Genomic DNA, 17,425 nt, shown 5'->3' on the forward strand with positions numbered 1-17,425 from the left:
ACTTGAAAAAGCTGCCGCCTGCAAAATACAGACAGCAGCTTCAAAAGGTTGCTTAGCTTTTTTTCAAAATGTCCTTTACAAAGGGTACACTTTAAAGAAATTAGGCTTTTTATATTTACTCATAGTGCAAAATAGCACTTAATATGGGTGCAAAATAACTCCTAAAGTAACATTCCATGTGTGACAACAGGATCCCGGCCTTCAGAAGTTTCACGAATTTTTGGAGGCCTTAATTTCATAGTTATTTTAAGGATATTCAGTGGATAAATATTTTATTTTACCTCATTATAAAATATTTTGTCAATAATAAATTTGCAAATTTATTAAAAAATGTTACAATTGTCTTACAATAGGTTTTTTTAAATCGTATTTGAATTCCGCTGTCCTTTTTGCAGATAGAATTTGGATACGTTTTTTTAATATCCTTTTTAAGCCCAAGAAAGAAATAAAAACAGCTATGAGAGCTTTAAAGGAAGTTAGTTGAATAAAATTATTAATTTACTATCTAATAGTAACTGTTTTTTCCATAAGGAGGACTAGAATAATGAATCTAATCAATAAGAAAGTTACACACAAGCGTTTTGGCACGGGTAGTATAGTTAAACATAATGATTCTAGTATTGAAATACATTTCGCATCGGAAAATAAAATGTTTGTTTTCCCTGATGTATTTGGAAAGCACCTAAAACTACATGATAAAAGTGATGCTAATTCACTTGAAAAAATAATACAAAAAAAGGAAATGGAACGAAGGGAGGAAGAACGGAAGAAGGAAGAGGAAAAAAAACTACAACGAAAAAAACTCGAACTTCGCTGGGAACACGAAAAACTTATGAAAAACCATAAACTTCATCTCGAATCACAAATGGTTTTTTGGTGTGACACAGAAGAACAGAATAGTTCTTTTTCAGAGTGGGAAGTTTTTTCAGGCGTTTTAAAAAGTGGTAATAACAAAGGAAAGCCAAACAAGCCGAGCCGCTTGCACCAAAATAGCGCTGTCCTATTAACAGCAATAGATTCCGGCATGCCTGAAAAAGACAGACGTATCTTGGGTGTCTATATGGTGAATGAAGATTTTATCGGTAAGCTTTGTGAAGATGGAAATATTCCTGCTCATTCAAAATACAGAATTCAACTTACAGAACAGGAATCAGATCAGCTGCTTTTCTGGCAATATTATATAAATGAAAAATTCCCCGAAAAAATGACATGGAATACAGGTAAATACCGTTATTTTGAAAATTCATGGATGGCTCAAATTTTGCTTGATATAGTTTCGTTGAAAAGTGACCCAAATGAACGAGAGTTGGCACAACAATTTTTTAAACATTTTTGTATAATGAATCAGATAACAGCTCAAGAGTTACCAAAGCCTAATGGCGCATTAATGCGTATTTAAACGTTAGCCCAAAGATAATAAGAATGACAGGAGACTGACATATTCTCCTATCTATCACTAATGCCGAACAGTGCCTGGCTCTGTTTGCTAATAATGTAGATTTGAAATAAAGTAACGATGTTTATAAAAAATATGCGAAGTTTTAAAAAAAGTTGCGACATTTATAAAAAAGTTTGATTAAAAATCCTGTGTTGATATATGCAGGATTTTTTCTTGTTCTACAAACAGGTCAGATCGTTTGGTGATATTTTTGCTTATAGAAGGGGATTAAAAACTATTCCTAAATTGCAATTACAAGTTGAACACTTTTTTCAAAAACACCCCAGAGGTTCCTTTGTCTTCTGTTCGTCGGTCGGCATAGTTCGTTCAACCTGTGTTGGCTAGATCTGCAAGGCGCTTTTCCTTGCGGATCTAGCCAATACAGGTTAGGATTTGCAGCTGACTGATGAACAGGAGACTTTTCTGTTTCGAGGGAGGCTCAAGGGGTGCGGGGTGTCCCCGCGATCTTTAAGCGACCAGTTTCTGGAGTTCCTCTTCAAACAGTTCATTTGGTGTCTTGTAGTCAAACATTTTTCTTGGTAGGTTGTTCATAGCTTCCTCAACCATATGAATCTGCGTCCGGCTATAATCCTCAATCGCATGTCCTTTAGGAATGAAACGACGGATGATTCCGTTGTGGTTCTCATTCGTTCCACGCTCCCATGAAGAATAAGGATGAGTGAAATAGATATCTATCCTATCACCAAACATTTCTGACAACCCCGCGAATTCAGAACCATTATCTGCCGTGATTGATTTGAAGACAGTAGATGCATATTCACCAAATTCTTTGAGGACTGAAGAGAGTGCGTAGTTAACTGAATCGGCGTCTTTCCCGTCCATTTTTACGATGAATTCACGACGGGTTTTACGTTCAATCAAGGTTAATAGCACATCATCTTCTTTATCCTTGCGCCCTACGACGGAGTCAATTTCAAAATGACCGAATTCTTCACGAGATTCAACGCTATCAGGACGTTCTTCAATACTTTTACCGAGAACCGTCTTATTCGGGCGGTGCGTTTTCTTAGTACTCTTGGTATTTCGACGTACCTTTAAGAGAAGGTCACTGTTTCGAGTTTTTAGAAGACCAAGCCCGATATAGTGATAGAGCGTCTTTGTAGAGACCATTTCCTCCGGAGAAAACAACCCTTTGAGCTTCGCAAGACCAACAATCGCATCTGGAGACATGGTCTTTGTGCGATCAAGTAACAGTCCGTCAACGAATGCCAAGAATGCCTTCACACGTTCAAACTTCAACGGTTTACGAGAACGAGCCACGTTTCGATCTGTTGCAGCTTGACCTGTTTCCGCAAGATATTGCGTCGTGTAGATATGTTTTCCGTTAGTTTTCTTTACTTGAGTGGTCGTTCCACGGGCTAGTTCATTGTAGATTGTCCCGCGAGAAACCTTGAGTTTTCGCGCAAGTTCACTCTTATTTGTAATTCCAGCGTTCAAGTAGCCTTGAAGTTCTCCACGTTGAAACTGTGTAAGGCGTGGTTTTCTTATTCGGTGTTTTTATGTTATTCTGTTCTAGCATCGTATTCGAAATCCCTTCTTATTGATTGGTGTAGGAACCTCAATAATACACGATTTCGCGTACGATGTTTTTATTTTTCTAAAGTGTTCAACTTGATTCTACTATTCGCCGTTTTTTATTTTTATTGCTATTGATGTATATATCAATTGTGGCCGAACATAGCTCTTTGCTTGATATTATGCGATATAGAAAATTTACAGTCATTGCTACTTCACCTTCAGGAGATGCAACAACAATTAAATTACGTGCCTGGGGAAGAATAAATGCAGTGGAAAGAGCAGCAAAAAGAGTTGGTATCAATGATGATTTAACAGATTTAACATTTACAGTGACTGAATTAAAAAAATAGTATGTTGCGGAGGAATGAGATATAATCATACCCGTTTATTTTAAATACATTGAAAATTAAAAATAGATAATTAATTAGGAGTTGTATACATGCAAGTAATAGAGCAAATAGATCTATTTAGTGAAGAACTATATAACCAACCCTCTATAAAAATTATTAAAGAACATGTTACAAAGGTTTGCCCGAAATATGAGGATACATTATTAAACAATCATGTGATACCATTATTGCAAGGAGCTAGGATAAACATAGATGATTTAAAAATATGCGTTCGAAGTGTATATGAAAATTGGATGGTAGTAGAAGCGGTACTACATGTGTTTCCATGACAGTTTGGAATAATGGCAATAAAGATTATGTTCATTGGAGCTCTAACACTATCATCGATGCTTTTCTAAAACAATATTTTCATAATCGACCTAAGCCTGCCCAGGTATACTATATAGAACAAAATTTAGAAAGCTTAGTTAGTAACTTTTTTAACTATAAGACCTAAGAGGTATCTTATAGTTGTTTAATTTTGAAAGGAATGAATGTGATGCACAATAATGAGGAGAAATTAGAAGAGGGTCTAACTATGAAAGAAGTCGTTGAGACCTTAAGCGTCGCTGAGTCTACGGTTTACAAATACATTCAAAAAGGACTCCTTGTCGAAATTGAACAACCTAATTTAAAATTTGCAATTAATGGCCAACGTCTTTTTACAGCTGAAAGTGTTTCCGATTTAAAAGCTAAAATGTCCGCTACAAGTAATCATATGAGTTTAAATTCCTATGCAAGGGAAAAGAAAGTTAGTCCAGAGCTTTTAAAAAGAATAATAGCAGATAATGATATTGAAATTCCTAAAGGCACACATGGATTGCGACAAACTTATCTCATTTCACCTGAAATAAAAGAAACATTGGACCAACTAATTTTAGAAAATACTTTTGTACATTTCAGAACTAAAAATAATTTCTATAATAGTAAATTGAACATCGCGCTATTACAACCATTTGTTGATGAAGACGGAAGAAAATACCGCGTTATGATTGAAGGAAAACGTTGGGGATTCTACACAGAGACCGGATTTTTACCATTTGAGAATCTAAACAATTCTAAACCATTATACGACATACATAAGCCAACTGTTCGATCCACAATGTATGTTAACTTTACGATACCAAAGAATGAAAAAAACGCTTATCTATATGTAGATGCTATTTATAATGTATTTGGTATCGAAAATGCACAGCTACTATTAACTGATGAAAGTATTAATGGGCGACTAAAGATGAACGACTGGAAGGTATCTGCAGAATCAGAGCATATTCAAAGACTCTTAGAATTAAATGATTATACACATAACGGTGAAATTAAGCTTTTAGACGATACGTTACAGGTAATTTGCTTTGATAAACGTGTTGTAGTTGTTCTTCCTAAGGTTTATCATGAACAATTATCAGAACTAGCAAATAAGCAGAATAAGACCGAGAGTATAATGGGTCAAAAAATCATCCAAGATTTCTTTAATAAAAAACAAAACTAATACATCTGATTGCCAGCACTTTAACGACAGTTAAGTAATTTTAAAAATTTTATTGAACATTCAGATGTTGATTGTTATAATACCGATAAAGTACATATATTTCCAATTAAATTTTGAATGGGAACACCCCTTCATTAACATGAAAAAACTGCTAAAAACATGCAGTCTTTTTCGTGTTAATGAAGGGGTTTTTTGTAGTCAAAAAGGGAGGAACAAACATGGTAAATCTTTCAAATTCATGGGATATGCAGCAAGTTAAATGTTTCCCTAAAAAGTTAAAAAGAAATCATGCATCGTACGGGGATACAATACAATTCGAGAGAAACGGCTTGATCATACAAGGTGTGGTTGAAATGTATCGTGAAAACACCGCATTCGTTTCAATTAGTGATTCAGATGCAGCTAGAATTCGACTTGAATCTCCAACAACATTGGTAAATCATAAAAATTACACAGTTATTAATAATTTGAACGATTTAGGAGAAGGGAGGGACAGTATCTGAATAATCTAGCCGATGTTGTTCCAATAATATTTTTAGTTTTCGCACTTTGTATAGCATGGAAAATTGTATCTGTTATAAGATCATGTTTTTTCCGTGCTATCGCGTGTGTAGGTACATTTTTAGTATTGTGGCGAATATTCGCCATGTGGTCAACTATTTTTTGACTAAGAAAGGATTGTTTACTTTATGACACACCAGGTATTGCAACAACCGTTGCATGAATGGGTTTTACAATGCCGTAGTACAGATAATTTACTATCGCCTTCAAGGAAGGAAGATTTCTATTTAAGACGTGTAAATGCCTTAAAAATAATATCCCTTAATTTACAGTACACATCTTAAATTACTAATAGAGCACGCTACCATCTTATTGGAGTTTATTTCGGAGCGGTTAGATCGCTCTATGACAATCCCTGTTCATATAAATGAAATAAGTGAAGAAACCAATTTAGCGGCTAGTCGTGTTCGTACGGTATTCCGATTTTTAGAAGCTGTTCGAATGTTGAATTACAGTAAGGGCATTGTATCCATTTATAAGGTTCCTGATTTATTTTCTTCTAAAGAGCAATAAATATAAGCACTTTAACGTATGGGCAATCCACACATCTACTCATTAAAAGACGTTTATCATTTTATTTTGCGTGATTTTTATTCGGACCGTTATAAAGAAAACGGTGAGCTTCAGTATCGTATTTGGGAAGCGAATCGTATCCCCTCCTACCAACAGTTTTACTATTGGTTCAAAAAGTTTGAAGACCCTAAAAAAGATATTGAGTTTCGTAAAAGTGCTAAGGAATATGAGTTAAAGCATCGTCCGCTTATTAGTAATTCTAAAGCAGAAACAAATGGTCCAGGGACGCGCTTTCAAATTGATGCAACAGCCGCGGATATTTATTTAGTTAGCTCTTTTGATATAAATAAAGTTATTGGTAGACCTGTTGTTTATGCAGTCGTAGATGTCTATTCACGTATTATTACGGGAATTTATGTTGGCTTAGAGGGACCATCATGGGTAGGTGCCATGATGGCACTAGATAACATGGTAGCCGATAAGGTTGAATTTTGTAAGCAATATGATATAGAGATTACAGAAGAGCAATGGCCGACGAATCATTTGCCTGAAATTATCATTGCAGATCGAGGGGAATTTGAAGGATATTCGGTAGCTGGGCTGATTAATAATTTGAATGTCAAAATTGAAAATACAACTGCATATCGTGGTGATTTAAAAGGGATTGTTGAGCGCAAATTTAGGATGTTTAACGGAAAAGTGAAACAAAAAGCGCCAGGTGGTATTCAAAAGGAGTACCGAGAGCGTGGAGACATGGATTATAGGTAATCCCACTCCTCGCTTTCCTCATCCATACCAGCAGGATTAAAATCAAGGGATTTCCAAAAAATCCGACCGATATTAGGAGCATACTTACTGAGAGAGCGAGGTGAAATTGTTGGGCAACAAAGACATAAAACTTAAAGATTGGCCGTTCGATAAAGGAGCACGTGTGAAATTAGATTGTATTGGCATACCAATTAAATTGGAAAAGAAGGTTTATTTGCCGGTGTATTTCAACGGGAAAATTGATGAGTCTTATAAAACAGAACGGCTAGTTGTGGATTGGGGCGTATTGTCGTCTTTGAAAATTCAGCATTATTATGTCGATGGAATAATTACAAGACCAAATCCGCCCAATGATACAGAAGAAGTGACAGTCACAATCCACCCATCGCAAGTTAAGTTTTTTGAAAAGGATTATGAAATAGGAAAAACGAGTTTTGTAGAAAAATCACAAACGTTTTCTATTAATTCTAACGGGGAGCGATATTATTTACCGTTGATGGAGGTAATAAGAGGAATTATTGCTCCTAACGCTTTTTTACTAAATTGCTTATTTGAAATGCACTCTTTCCCAGCATATTTCTCACCAGGTTCTAATTGCGTAAGTAGATGTCCTTGTAGCCAAGTGATGTATATATTCGTACCACCATAAAAGTAATATGATTCTTCCTTAAAATTCGTAGGTAATAATGCTTGAGCCATTGCAAAAGCAGCCTCTCGCTTTTCAGCTATGATTAATTGCAAACACTCGCCCCCATTCATTAGATTTTAAATACGGCTATTTCTCTAGCAAATAAAAAAGCACGCAAAGAAACAAAATCGTCTCTTTGCGTGCTTCGCAAAATGTATTATATTTTCATATTAGCTTATTCTCCCTTAAAATTCCATTGTAAATTATTAAAATACAGGACTAATACCTCTTTCTAAATAAGCTTCTTTTAGCTCTCCCCCCGAAATAGTAACTAATGTATTGATTATTAATTCATACCTGCCTAGATAAGTTACAGGAAAGTCATCAGAGTCTTTTAATAAAGATTGATTGTAATAATTTGATTTGGCTTTGCTTTTGCTTCCAACAACTTCTCATGCATTTGTAGAATATTGTAATTTTTGTTGACAAAAGGAAGAAGAGAGCATACATTTAATTTATCGATATGGATATTTTTAGTATATATCATATTGAACTTTGACCTAGGAGCATTTGCTACGAAATGTATATTATAAGGTCATAGTATTTTTAAAAATGGGGGGTGTTTTTATGCGTATTACCGTAGTTAAAGAGCAAAAAGAGCAGTTGGTAAAACCGTTAGGTGGATCCCAAAACGGAAACGAACAAAAAAAGGTTTAATACAGTAAGTCGCCATAAATCAATAGACATTGGGAGGAGTGGATATGCTTTTCCCAATGTCTACTTTTATGGCTAGTTGGAATCAAATACATATGTAACTATTAGTTAGGGGAGCAGATATTATGAGATATGATCCATATGACATACCATTAATTAATGAATTATACAACTATCGAAACGATAGCAATAAGGTAATTTCTTCCTTTTCTTCAGGGGAAATTAAGGTGTTTTATTGTGAGCCTACTCTTCTTGAAGAGGTATTGTTATATGTTGATGGAAATAATACCTTTGAAGAAATTGAAAAAAATTTTAAAGATAGATACTCAATGCAAGAAGTTAGAAATTTTCTACTAACTATTTTGAATGAAGGAGTTATAAAGATTCCTCAAACTAACTCTACAACCAAAAAACTGCCAAAAACCTTAGTGATAGGGGATGGTGCATTGAGTGACGAATTTGATAAGATTAAAGAATGTTTTCGTATAACTACCGTTAGCTTTCTTGAAGATACTTTTATTTGCGATTTTGATGTGGCTATATTTGCACCATCTGATTGCACATATGCAGATTTATTGAGTGTAAACGAAAAATTATATAGGTATAATAAGCCATTTGTCCAAGTTAATTTTAACGGGATTGATATTATGGTAGGACCGTTAGTTGTGCCTAAAAAAAGTGTCTGCTTGGAATGCATTATAAGCTCTAAGCTCAAAAATATAAACACTCATGTTTCTTGTGATGAAAAGATAGGGATTAATGACTTAAAAAGCCTTAAATATTCATATAGTGTTTCATTTGAATTTGAAGAGAGTGTTATATCGTACTTGGTTAATAAAGTATACGCTGAAATAACAAGCCATTTTAACGGTTTGTCGTCAGAACTTATAAACTGCCAATACTTCTTTAAAACTACATCTTTGTGTCTAGACAAAGAAGTAAAGTTGCCAACCACTTACTGCGATTTTTGCAAAGGGATCAATAAAAATTACATTAAAGTTAACACGGAGACCGCTTTAAGCGAGATTTTAGACACAAACTCTACCCACCTATCCTATGATACCGTTAAATACCAAACAGGCGGTATTCGTTCAAAAACCGAAAGTGAAACCAAGGAAATACTAGATAAGGAACTTAAAAAGCTAGGAACTAAAATTAGGATTGAGTTTGATGATGGTAACCCTTTTAGAGATATTGCACCTTCATTTAGTGCATATTCCGATGAAATGAGTACATCCGATTTATCATATATCCTAAGACCTGATAGGGGGGCTGGTAAGGGTCTTACAAAATCTCAAGCTTATTTTTCTGCAGGTTTTGAGATGATAGAACATATTAGTAGACAATACACAGGTGACGTTCCAATCATTGCCGCTAAATACAGAGATGTAAAGAAGCTTGCTATAGATATGCCATACTTAGCTAGCACGATAATGAACACAGACACGGCTTACGAAAAGTTTGATGAAAATATTGAAACCGATTGGGTTGTTGCAACTTCCCTATCTGGTGCGGGTAAAAAGTTAGTGCCAGCTTTTTTAGTTTTTATGTTTGACGTTGAACTTAAGGGTACACTGTTCGGAACAGCGTCAACCGGGGTTGCGTCAGCTGCAACATTAGAGGATGCTATATTACATGGACTTTTTGAGGTCATCGAGCATGATGCTTGGCTTATAGGTCAATCCAACCCGTATATATTGCCTATAGTTGACTATACGAGTTCAAGTAGTGCGAAAGTAAAAGAAATTGTAGCAAAGGTTAAATCCATGGGATATGACATTATAACACGCGACTATACCAATGATTTGAACATTCCTGTATTTAGAACTTATATAACAAATAGAGAAAATTTCTCGCAGTATTCTTATAACGGGTTTGGGTGTCATGTATCACCAGAAATAGCACTTGAACGTTCTATTACAGAAGCTGCGCAGTTTTGCGATTCTCTTTTTGCCGGTAGTAAATCTAACTTAATAACTAGGAGTGTTTTGTCTACAAGTCTAGTTAATCTTTATAATCAGCATTTTGTAGTAAATAAGGATGTACTGGGCAAAACAGATAGGAAAACAGTAATAGGAAAGCCAGTTTTTGAATTTAACAGCTCCTATGATCTCATTCAAAAAATAACGAGTCTAATTAAAGATAAAATTGGTGGAGATGTTTATTATGTTGAATTGACCAAGCCAGACATGAACGTTAAAGTTGTCAGAACCATAGTAACTGGCGACATTCAAAGAATGAATCATCCAATAATCTCGGCCAGCAAAAGATTGTTTGAATTTGGTATTAGATGTGGCTATAGCGATAAAAAGATGACATATGAAGAGTTATTTATGGGTGACTATCAGCATTAAATATCAATGCTTTGTAAAAAATATTATAGAGGGGGGGCATGATTTAATGTTAAAAACAAGAAAATACAAATGGATTGATATACTGCGTATTCCTTTTGAAATTTCCCCATTATTGCTAGTGGCATATGTTTTATTGGAACTCACACAGGGTTTAATATCCACATTTGCGGTTGTTTTTGCAACGTCGGTTTTTGTAGATACTGCTTTTGCGGTATTTGCAGGTGAATTGATAGTAAGTACATTATATGCCCCACTTGGAGCGTTGCTGGGTGTTGTTGTCATAAGTAATATATTTGATACTCTTTTGGGGTTATTGCAATCGCGACTTGAAATTGTTATGAAGTTTAAGCTTGAACCTACTATCTTAGACACACGGGCAAGTCTGAAATATAAATATATTGAAGATTCCGATACTTGGGAACTCGTGGAACGTTTATCTGAAGGTATTGTTGTAAACATGCTAAATGGTATACGTGCTTGCGCTACAGTTGTTCGTAGTATTGTTTCGATAGCTGCAATTTTGACCTTGATTCTGACACAGGTTTGGTGGGCAACAATATTGATTGCCATTTTGAGTATACCTTTGTTTTGGATGTCACTTAAGGCTGGGGGTAAAAACTACAATGCTTGGATGGAAGCTTGGCCTTACGAACGTCGCTTTAGCTATTACAGCGATGATATCTTGACTAGTCGTGAAGCCACACAGGAGCGTACTCTTTTTGGGTATGCGGACTATACTGTAAATCTTTATAGTGAACACTTTGAAATAGCTAGAAAAATACAAGAAAGAGTAGCAGTTAGAACGAAAATAGCTATGGAGGCTACTGGTATTTTTATGTCAGCTATTGCTTTACTTATATCATTTACTCTTATAAAGCCTGTTATAGCTGGAACTTTAAGCCCTGGTATGTTCATGGGAATTGTTGCTGCTGTTTTTGCAATGGCTACAACCATTGGAGGGACGTTACAAGAGGCAGCAAAAAACCTTTCATATGCTAAGAGGTGTATAGATGATTTGACGGCGTTTATGGCTTTGGATTTGCAGGATGGTGCAACTGATTTGCCTGATAAAATACCACCTGTTTTTGAGAGACTGTCCTTCAAAAATGTGTGGTTTAAGTATCCAAATGCAGAAAACTACGCCTTACGCAATGTATCATTTAATATTGAGGGCGGTAAGCACTATGCTTTTGTTGGTGCAAATGGGTCGGGTAAAACTACCATTATTAAGCTTCTAACGGGGCTATATGATGTATATGACGGAGAGATTTTAATTAACGGAAAGGAACTTCGTACATATGAAACATCTACTTTAAAGGCTATGTTTTCAGTTGTATATCAGGATTTTGCTAGATATGAGGTTCCTCTTGCGGACAATATTGCCCTTGGTAATACTTCAGAGGATGTAAGTATCGAAGATATTCATAAGGTTACTGATAAGGTTGCCTTGACTGATACAATTGCAAATTTGAAAGATGGATTACGTACACCTCTTGGAAAAATTGACAAGGACGGTTCAGACCTATCAGGTGGACAGTGGCAAAAAATAGCTATTGCACGCTCGTTAATAAGCCCGGCACCTATAAAGATTTTGGATGAACCAACGGCTGCCTTGGATCCAATTGCGGAAAGTAGAATTTATCGAGAATTTGAAGAGCTTATGAGAGATAAAACTACAATTTTTATCAGCCACCGTCTAGGTTCTACCAAGTTGGCCAATGAAATTTTGGTAATAGAGAGCGGAGAAATTACTGAGAGAGGAACCCATAATAAATTAATTAAAATGAGGGGCGTATATGCTAAAATGTTCGAATCGCAGAGGAGGTGGTATGAGTGATAGGCAAAAGGTACAAGTATGGAATTGTATACGTTGTGTTCCGGTCTATTTTACAGTATATCAAGGCTTCCAAAGGTCGGGCTGTGTTAGAACATGGTGTTGCAGTACTTAGTTCTCTTTCGTGGATAGTAGCGATTTTAGTCACGCAACAATTATTCGACTTAATCACTGAGGCGAGCATGGGTAATGCCAGCTATTTGCAGGTTGGGATTGCATTAGGCACAATGGCAGCTGTAACTATAGGTCAACAGGTGCTTAGGGGTATTGATAAGTACTTGCAAGGTTATGTATCATATAAAAATGTTGGTAAGTTTATGTCAGAACTTATGCTAAAGCTTAGTCGTGTATCACCAAAGCATTTTGAAGACCCCAATTTTTTGGATAACATAGACAAATCGAAAAGGTGTATAGAATATGAGGCATTAGGAAGTTTTTCTACCAATTGCTTGCGTGTGTTCACGTATTATGGTGTATTTTTTGTATCTGTATCCATTTATTTTTTTGGACTATCGCCCCTACTTCCTTTAATAATTTTCCTGTCATTTGTACCAGCGATTTTGGGGCAATTAGTTCAGGTGAAGGTGTTTATAGGGTTAGAAAATGAAAGTGCGCCTCTTCGCCGTCAGTATACTTACTATAAAAAAGCTATATCAAGTCAACTGTCCTTCAAAGAAACTCGTATACTTGGGGCTTTTGGTTTCTTTAGGAACCTTTTCAGTAATACATTGTTATTATTGACAACAAAGACGTGGAAAGTAGAGCGAAAAGCAGCTTTTATCCGATTAGTTCTTGGTTTGGTGTCTTTTATTGGATTCGGAGTATCCACTATAATGCTTTTTAATTCGGCTATGTCTGGAGAAATTAGTATTGGTACTTTTATAGCGGTTTTTGGAGTACTTTCACAAATTTTTTCTATGGCTGAGGAACTAGTATCAATACAGGTTAGTCAAGGTAGTGAAACCATAGGTAAAATTGAAAAATACTATAGATTGATGGATATGGAGGAAGTAGATGGAGAAGAGGCTGTTATTGACTTCTCAAAAGGAATTGTAGCAAAAGATGTAAATTTTACTTATCCTGGAACAAATAAAATGGCAGTGCAAGGTGCAACGATTACTATTTCAGAGGGTGAAACAATTGCCATTGTGGGCGAGAACGGTGCTGGTAAATCCACCTTGGTCCGCCTACTTGTTGGGCTTTACCGTCCCGATAATGGTACAGTAGAAATAGGTGGACTAAATAGTAGCAACACACACCCTAATTCAATTTTTAGAGAAACTTCGGGTGTTTTTCAACATTTTCTGTGTTATAAGATGACATTAGCGGAAAATGTAGCGATCAGCAATACGAAAGAAATTCAAAATCATGACAATATACAAAGAGTTCTTCATGATTGTGAATTTGGCGACGACTCTATCACACTTGACACAATGCTTTCAACTGAATTTGGTGGCATTGACCTTTCTGGAGGACAGTGGCAGCGAATAGCCATAGCTCGTGGACTTTATAAAACAAATAGCCTCATTGTGCTTGACGAGCCAACCGCTGCTATAGATCCCATTATGGAAGAACGGGTTTATAGCCAATTTAGGCGTTTATCGAAAGATAAATGTACCATTTTGGTAACACACCGCCTTGCTTCGGCCAAATTTGCTAATCGAATTGTAGTAATGGACAAGGGTAAGATTGTTGATGTTGGGTGTCATGATGAATTGATTGAGCGTAAGGGTAAGTATGCAACAATGTGGGAAGCACAGTCTGCTTGGTATGTGAATAGAGAAAATTAGGGTTCTGGTGCAAACACTTGAAGAAAATCACGCCTGTTGATTAACTAGCTTTTACCAATAAAATTCAATAAAAAAGAGAGATTCCATGTAAAATGTAAGTTACCACACCAACATTTACGAGGAGAATCTCTCATGGCTAAGAATACCACGATTTTTACACTACTTCAAAACTTTATTTCACAGGACGAAATCGCGGGGATTCTCGCTGAATTTGGTTTTGAAGATACGGCGCGTAAATGTGATGTCCCAAAGCTTTTAAACTACTTAGTTGGCGCTGCGACATTTGAATGGAAAAGCTTGCGTGCTGCTTCTGATATGGCAATGGAGAAAGGCCTAAAATTCGTGGATTATTCCACACTTTCGAAACGTTTAGGCGAACTGAATTACCTGATTGTCAAAAGAATTTTTGAGTTGATTGTCGGTCGTTTAAACCGAGCAGCGAAACGCAAACTGAAACTCAAAAAAGAGCTCTTAGCCATTGATTCCACAACGATTACAGTTGGCAAAAGTCGCTTACCATGGGCACTTTATCATGGCGAACGTTCAGGCATCAAGCTACACGTGAGTTTCACAAATCGCACCGCTATGCCACTTTAAATCGTTGAAACGACTGGCTTGAAGCATGATGGTCCAATCGGTGTTGAACTGGAAGACAAGCGATTTATCCTTGTGGCCGATCGTGCTTATTTTTCGATTGAAAAAGCCGATCGTTATGCCAATACGCATCAAGACTTCGTCATCCGTTTAAAAGAAAATATCCAATTAAACCGCAAGAAATCTTTAAAAAGAACAAAGATTGAAGGGTTAAATATCATCGCTGATTCCGCCATCGTGTCGTAGAATTTACAGATTATGAAGAGGCAATTGTACGTGTCATTACCAATCTTCGTGACGTCACAGCCGAAGAAATCGCAGGTATGTACAAGGAACGCTGGGCAATTGAATCCTTTTTTCGTTGGATTAAACAGAACTTAAACGTACCGGTGTTATTTGGCTCGACCAAAAATGCGGTATTTAGTCAGCTTTTTGCGGCGTTAATTGCCTACGTATTACTTAAATTTTTGCATACTGAAGGACACAAGAAAAACAACTGTAAACGTCTTAGTTTCGCAGGTTTTACGCGCCAATTTCTTTGTGCTACTCTGCCAATCGAATGGCAGATCGGTCTCCAAGAAATACTCGAATTTCATCGAGAGTTATATCAAATAAATACTGGGTGATTTTGGATAATCAACACGCGTGAAAGATTGATAAAAAACTGTGTGGAATACAATTTTCTTATTCAAATCGGGCGAGTTTGTGGAGCACAGGCAGAAAGTGAACCAACTTTTTTATAAAAAACAAACTTAAAATTGGTACAGAAGAATCCATTTTGAACAATCTTTTTCAAGATGAATTCTTCTTTTTTACTGTAAAGTAAGGATTTACGAAGTGTTTTTGCTCAAACTTTATTTCAAAGCTACAACAAATAAGCTAATACGCTTATTTAGTATGCCCTTATTAGTTTTGGATTTTTTTATATAAAAGTAAGTTAGTTTTGAACGTTATGGAAACTCCCTACAATGTATAAATAACATAATCTTAATTCTAATATAATGAAAAGAAATTACTCAATTTGTTTACTCATATTAAATTGATTCAATCTTACCTGTTTTCAATTCTATTAATGATTGCCGTAGAGAGGGTAACGACATGTTGTAAACTAGTTTAATGTAACAAAAATATTTTACTATTTACTCTCACTGCTATTATCAAGATTAAGAATATTCTCTGTACCTGTCACTATTAAACAACGGCAACAAGTTAGTTTTCCTTCATGTAATTTTTATAACAAATTAGCTATTTTACAAAAATATTCCATTTTTATAAAATAGTGCTAATATTGTATTAAATACAAAAATATGTATTTAAAGATCAAAACAAGGAGGGAAAAAATTATGAAATTAAAGTTTGCGTCTGTTTTATTCACTTTATTAGTATTTTCTGGTGTATTAACAGCACAAGCCGATGAGCTCCAAACAATTGATGTTTTAGAACCGAATGAAGTAACAACTCTTGTAGATGAAGTGGGTCTAACAGAAGATGAAATTAATGATTTCCCAGTAGAAGTTTTAAGAGAGTTAATTCAAAATGATGCCAAAAAAATTAGTTTTCAACCTGTAACACCAACCGCATCCCTTTCTGATAAAGATGTCAAAGTAGGAGCATCGGCATTTGAAGTGAAAAGCGATAAAGCAGGTCAAAAGAAAATGTACCTATACGGTAACTTCGAATGGATTAAAAACCCTTCTGAAAGATATACAGACGCAATGTCAATCGGGTGGCCTGATTCAGCTGAGCTTGCAGCTCCAATAGTAAATAATAAAATTTCTCAATTTGAAGGGAAATATATGTACAGAGATGGCCCAAATAGTGCATTCGGATGGCAGACTGGGACATCAACAACAACTCCAAATTCAGACACTGGACTAGCTGGCGTTGGGTTTAAATTTGGTTTTAAAAGAGGGATTGGATTTAGTGAACATAAAGGTTATATTGGGCAATACGTTTATACAAAGAAAGATAAAGGTTTATTTACTATCATGATACGATATGGACATGGTACAATTACATGGATACCATCTTTTACAGTATATCCGAACTTTGGGCTAGGTGTAACTCCTAACGCGGCCATGGCAACAAAAGATGCATACGCAACTTTGAGTTGGTAAATAACCTTTAATTAAGTAGAGGTGTAAAAATGGAACTTTTCTTTTGGTTAAGAACATCAAATTGAAGAGTTAGAACATTAACAAACTTCTCTTTATATCTTTGATTTTTATTCAGAAAAACAAAACGCATTTTACTCAAATTGAACTGTATCCTAATTGTTAGTCACAATCTAACAATTAGAGGTGCAGTTTTTATATACCCAAATTTACGATAGAAAATATATTATGAGCTGTAAAACGCAATCGAAGTTTTAGCTTTGGAGTGTTTATTAATTGAAGAAGTAGAAAAAATAAAGAAGTCCTTGTAGGTAGTGTGAAACGGTCTCCAATCGTAAGACAGAAAGTCTAATGATTGGGGTATTTATTTATCGCAAATACTGATAATTCTGAAAATCACTGAAATTAGCCTATTTAATTGCGATATTCATATTCTCCCAAAGGGATAAGTTAACTAAAAAGTAATTAATATCCTTCGTGTAAATATTTATAGTATAATTGAACAATACCCGTTCAACACCGTAAATTGAGGTTGAACGTATAAAACATTCAATAATTTTACATTTGAATATGATGATTTGTCAAATTAAGTGCAACAATTGCTTATTAAAAGCCTCGTTTGCAGTTTTCCAACCAAGACATTTTCTTGGTCGGTTGTTGATATAGTTTAATGATTCTGTTAGTTTTTCTGGTGATACTT

The 17,425-nt window shown here is 35.5% G+C and carries 15 protein-coding genes and 2 pseudogenes; 14 read left to right on the top strand and 3 right to left on the bottom strand.

From position 1 onward, the window contains the following. Nucleotides 1-544: 544 nt before the first annotated feature. Nucleotides 545-1,399: a malate synthase gene (locus ACIQ7T_RS27450; protein ID WP_402875199.1), complete on the top strand. Its 855-nt coding sequence runs from the start codon at nucleotides 545-547 to the stop codon at nucleotides 1,397-1,399. 507 nt (nucleotides 1,400-1,906) lie between these two features. On the opposite strand, the gene ACIQ7T_RS27455 is transcribed toward ACIQ7T_RS27450, so the two are convergent. Continuing rightward, nucleotides 1,907-2,896: an IS30 family transposase gene (locus ACIQ7T_RS27455; protein WP_402875201.1), complete on the bottom strand. Its 990-nt coding sequence runs from the start codon at nucleotides 2,894-2,896 to the stop codon at nucleotides 1,907-1,909. Between the two features lie 248 nt (nucleotides 2,897-3,144). Between ACIQ7T_RS27455 and ACIQ7T_RS27460 the strand changes: the two genes are divergently transcribed. The 6 genes and pseudogenes from ACIQ7T_RS27460 to ACIQ7T_RS27485 all read left to right on the top strand — a co-directional run. Continuing rightward, nucleotides 3,145-3,327: a hypothetical protein gene (locus tag ACIQ7T_RS27460; protein WP_402875204.1), complete on the top strand. Its 183-nt coding sequence runs from the start codon at nucleotides 3,145-3,147 to the stop codon at nucleotides 3,325-3,327. Nucleotides 3,328-3,416: 89 nt separating this feature from the next. Beyond that, entirely contained in the window at nucleotides 3,417-3,656 is a 240-nt protein-coding gene (locus tag ACIQ7T_RS27465; RefSeq protein ID WP_402875207.1) for a hypothetical protein, read from the top strand. A 248-nt stretch (nucleotides 3,657-3,904) separates the two neighbouring features. Further along, complete coding sequence (locus ACIQ7T_RS27470) at nucleotides 3,905-4,855, top strand: DNA-binding protein (protein ID WP_402875210.1); 951 nt, start codon at nucleotides 3,905-3,907, stop codon at nucleotides 4,853-4,855. A gap of 218 nt (nucleotides 4,856-5,073) precedes the next feature. Then, on the top strand, nucleotides 5,074-5,358 hold the full coding sequence (locus ACIQ7T_RS27475) for a DUF2187 family protein (protein WP_402875213.1): 285 nt from the start codon (nucleotides 5,074-5,076) through the stop codon (nucleotides 5,356-5,358). Nucleotides 5,359-5,761: 403 nt separating this feature from the next. Further along, nucleotides 5,762-5,929 (top strand): hypothetical protein, encoded by a 168-nt coding sequence (locus ACIQ7T_RS27480; RefSeq protein WP_402875215.1) that lies wholly within the window; start codon nucleotides 5,762-5,764, stop codon nucleotides 5,927-5,929. 36 nt (nucleotides 5,930-5,965) lie between these two features. Next, nucleotides 5,966-6,694, top strand: a pseudogene (locus ACIQ7T_RS27485) (Mu transposase C-terminal domain-containing protein); the annotation flags it as partial. Nucleotides 6,695-7,180: 486 nt separating this feature from the next. Here ACIQ7T_RS27485 and ACIQ7T_RS27490 read toward each other — a convergent pair. Further along, nucleotides 7,181-7,438 (bottom strand): toprim domain-containing protein, encoded by a 258-nt coding sequence (locus ACIQ7T_RS27490; protein WP_402875218.1) that lies wholly within the window; start codon nucleotides 7,436-7,438, stop codon nucleotides 7,181-7,183. A gap of 726 nt (nucleotides 7,439-8,164) precedes the next feature. Here ACIQ7T_RS27490 and ACIQ7T_RS27495 point away from each other — a divergent pair. The 7 genes from ACIQ7T_RS27495 to ACIQ7T_RS27525 all read left to right on the top strand — a co-directional run bounded on the left by ACIQ7T_RS27495 (nucleotide 8,165) and on the right by ACIQ7T_RS27525 (nucleotide 16,728). After that, nucleotides 8,165-10,393, top strand: a complete 2,229-nt coding sequence (locus ACIQ7T_RS27495; protein WP_402875221.1) for a YcaO-like family protein — start codon at nucleotides 8,165-8,167, stop codon at nucleotides 10,391-10,393. Nucleotides 10,394-10,439: 46 nt separating this feature from the next. Beyond that, a complete protein-coding gene (locus ACIQ7T_RS27500; RefSeq protein WP_402875222.1) occupies nucleotides 10,440-12,230 on the top strand; it encodes an ABC transporter ATP-binding protein in 1,791 nt (596 codons plus the stop codon). Then, nucleotides 12,227-14,017, top strand: a complete 1,791-nt coding sequence (locus tag ACIQ7T_RS27505; protein WP_402875225.1) for an ABC transporter ATP-binding protein — start codon at nucleotides 12,227-12,229, stop codon at nucleotides 14,015-14,017. The genes ACIQ7T_RS27500 and ACIQ7T_RS27505 overlap by 4 nt, the downstream gene beginning before the upstream one ends. Before the next feature lie 132 nt (nucleotides 14,018-14,149). Then, nucleotides 14,150-14,614 (top strand): hypothetical protein, encoded by a 465-nt coding sequence (locus tag ACIQ7T_RS27510; RefSeq protein WP_402875226.1) that lies wholly within the window; start codon nucleotides 14,150-14,152, stop codon nucleotides 14,612-14,614. An 18-nt stretch (nucleotides 14,615-14,632) separates the two neighbouring features. Continuing rightward, complete coding sequence (locus ACIQ7T_RS27515) at nucleotides 14,633-14,857, top strand: transposase (protein ID WP_402875229.1); 225 nt, start codon at nucleotides 14,633-14,635, stop codon at nucleotides 14,855-14,857. Between the two features lie 35 nt (nucleotides 14,858-14,892). Next, a complete protein-coding gene (locus ACIQ7T_RS27520) occupies nucleotides 14,893-15,237 on the top strand; it encodes a transposase (RefSeq protein WP_402875235.1) in 345 nt (114 codons plus the stop codon). Between the two features lie 717 nt (nucleotides 15,238-15,954). Further along, entirely contained in the window at nucleotides 15,955-16,728 is a 774-nt protein-coding gene (locus ACIQ7T_RS27525) for a hypothetical protein (RefSeq protein WP_402875232.1), read from the top strand. A gap of 578 nt (nucleotides 16,729-17,306) precedes the next feature. Here ACIQ7T_RS27525 and ACIQ7T_RS28000 read toward each other — a convergent pair. Then, nucleotides 17,307-17,425, bottom strand: a pseudogene (locus ACIQ7T_RS28000) (IS30 family transposase); the annotation flags it as partial.

The organism is Lysinibacillus sp. NPDC096212, assembly GCF_044763105.1.
GTDB lineage: Bacteria > Bacillota > Bacilli > Bacillales_A > Planococcaceae > Lysinibacillus.

What these genes read in the sequence shown, in the direction of transcription:
- ACIQ7T_RS27450 (WP_402875199.1), top strand. Translation starts at nt 545, where the DNA reads ATGAATCTAATCAATAAGAAAGTTACACACAAGCGTTTTGGCACGGGT.
- ACIQ7T_RS27465 (WP_402875207.1), top strand. Translation starts at nt 3,417, where the DNA reads ATGCAAGTAATAGAGCAAATAGATCTATTTAGTGAAGAACTATATAAC.
- ACIQ7T_RS27470 (WP_402875210.1), top strand. Translation starts at nt 3,905, where the DNA reads ATGAAAGAAGTCGTTGAGACCTTAAGCGTCGCTGAGTCTACGGTTTAC.
- ACIQ7T_RS27475 (WP_402875213.1), top strand. Translation starts at nt 5,074, where the DNA reads ATGGTAAATCTTTCAAATTCATGGGATATGCAGCAAGTTAAATGTTTC.
- ACIQ7T_RS27480 (WP_402875215.1), top strand. Translation starts at nt 5,762, where the DNA reads ATGACAATCCCTGTTCATATAAATGAAATAAGTGAAGAAACCAATTTA.
- ACIQ7T_RS27495 (WP_402875221.1), top strand. Translation starts at nt 8,165, where the DNA reads ATGAGATATGATCCATATGACATACCATTAATTAATGAATTATACAAC.
- ACIQ7T_RS27500 (WP_402875222.1), top strand. Translation starts at nt 10,440, where the DNA reads ATGTTAAAAACAAGAAAATACAAATGGATTGATATACTGCGTATTCCT.
- ACIQ7T_RS27510 (WP_402875226.1), top strand. Translation starts at nt 14,150, where the DNA reads ATGGCTAAGAATACCACGATTTTTACACTACTTCAAAACTTTATTTCA.
- ACIQ7T_RS27525 (WP_402875232.1), top strand. Translation starts at nt 15,955, where the DNA reads ATGAAATTAAAGTTTGCGTCTGTTTTATTCACTTTATTAGTATTTTCT.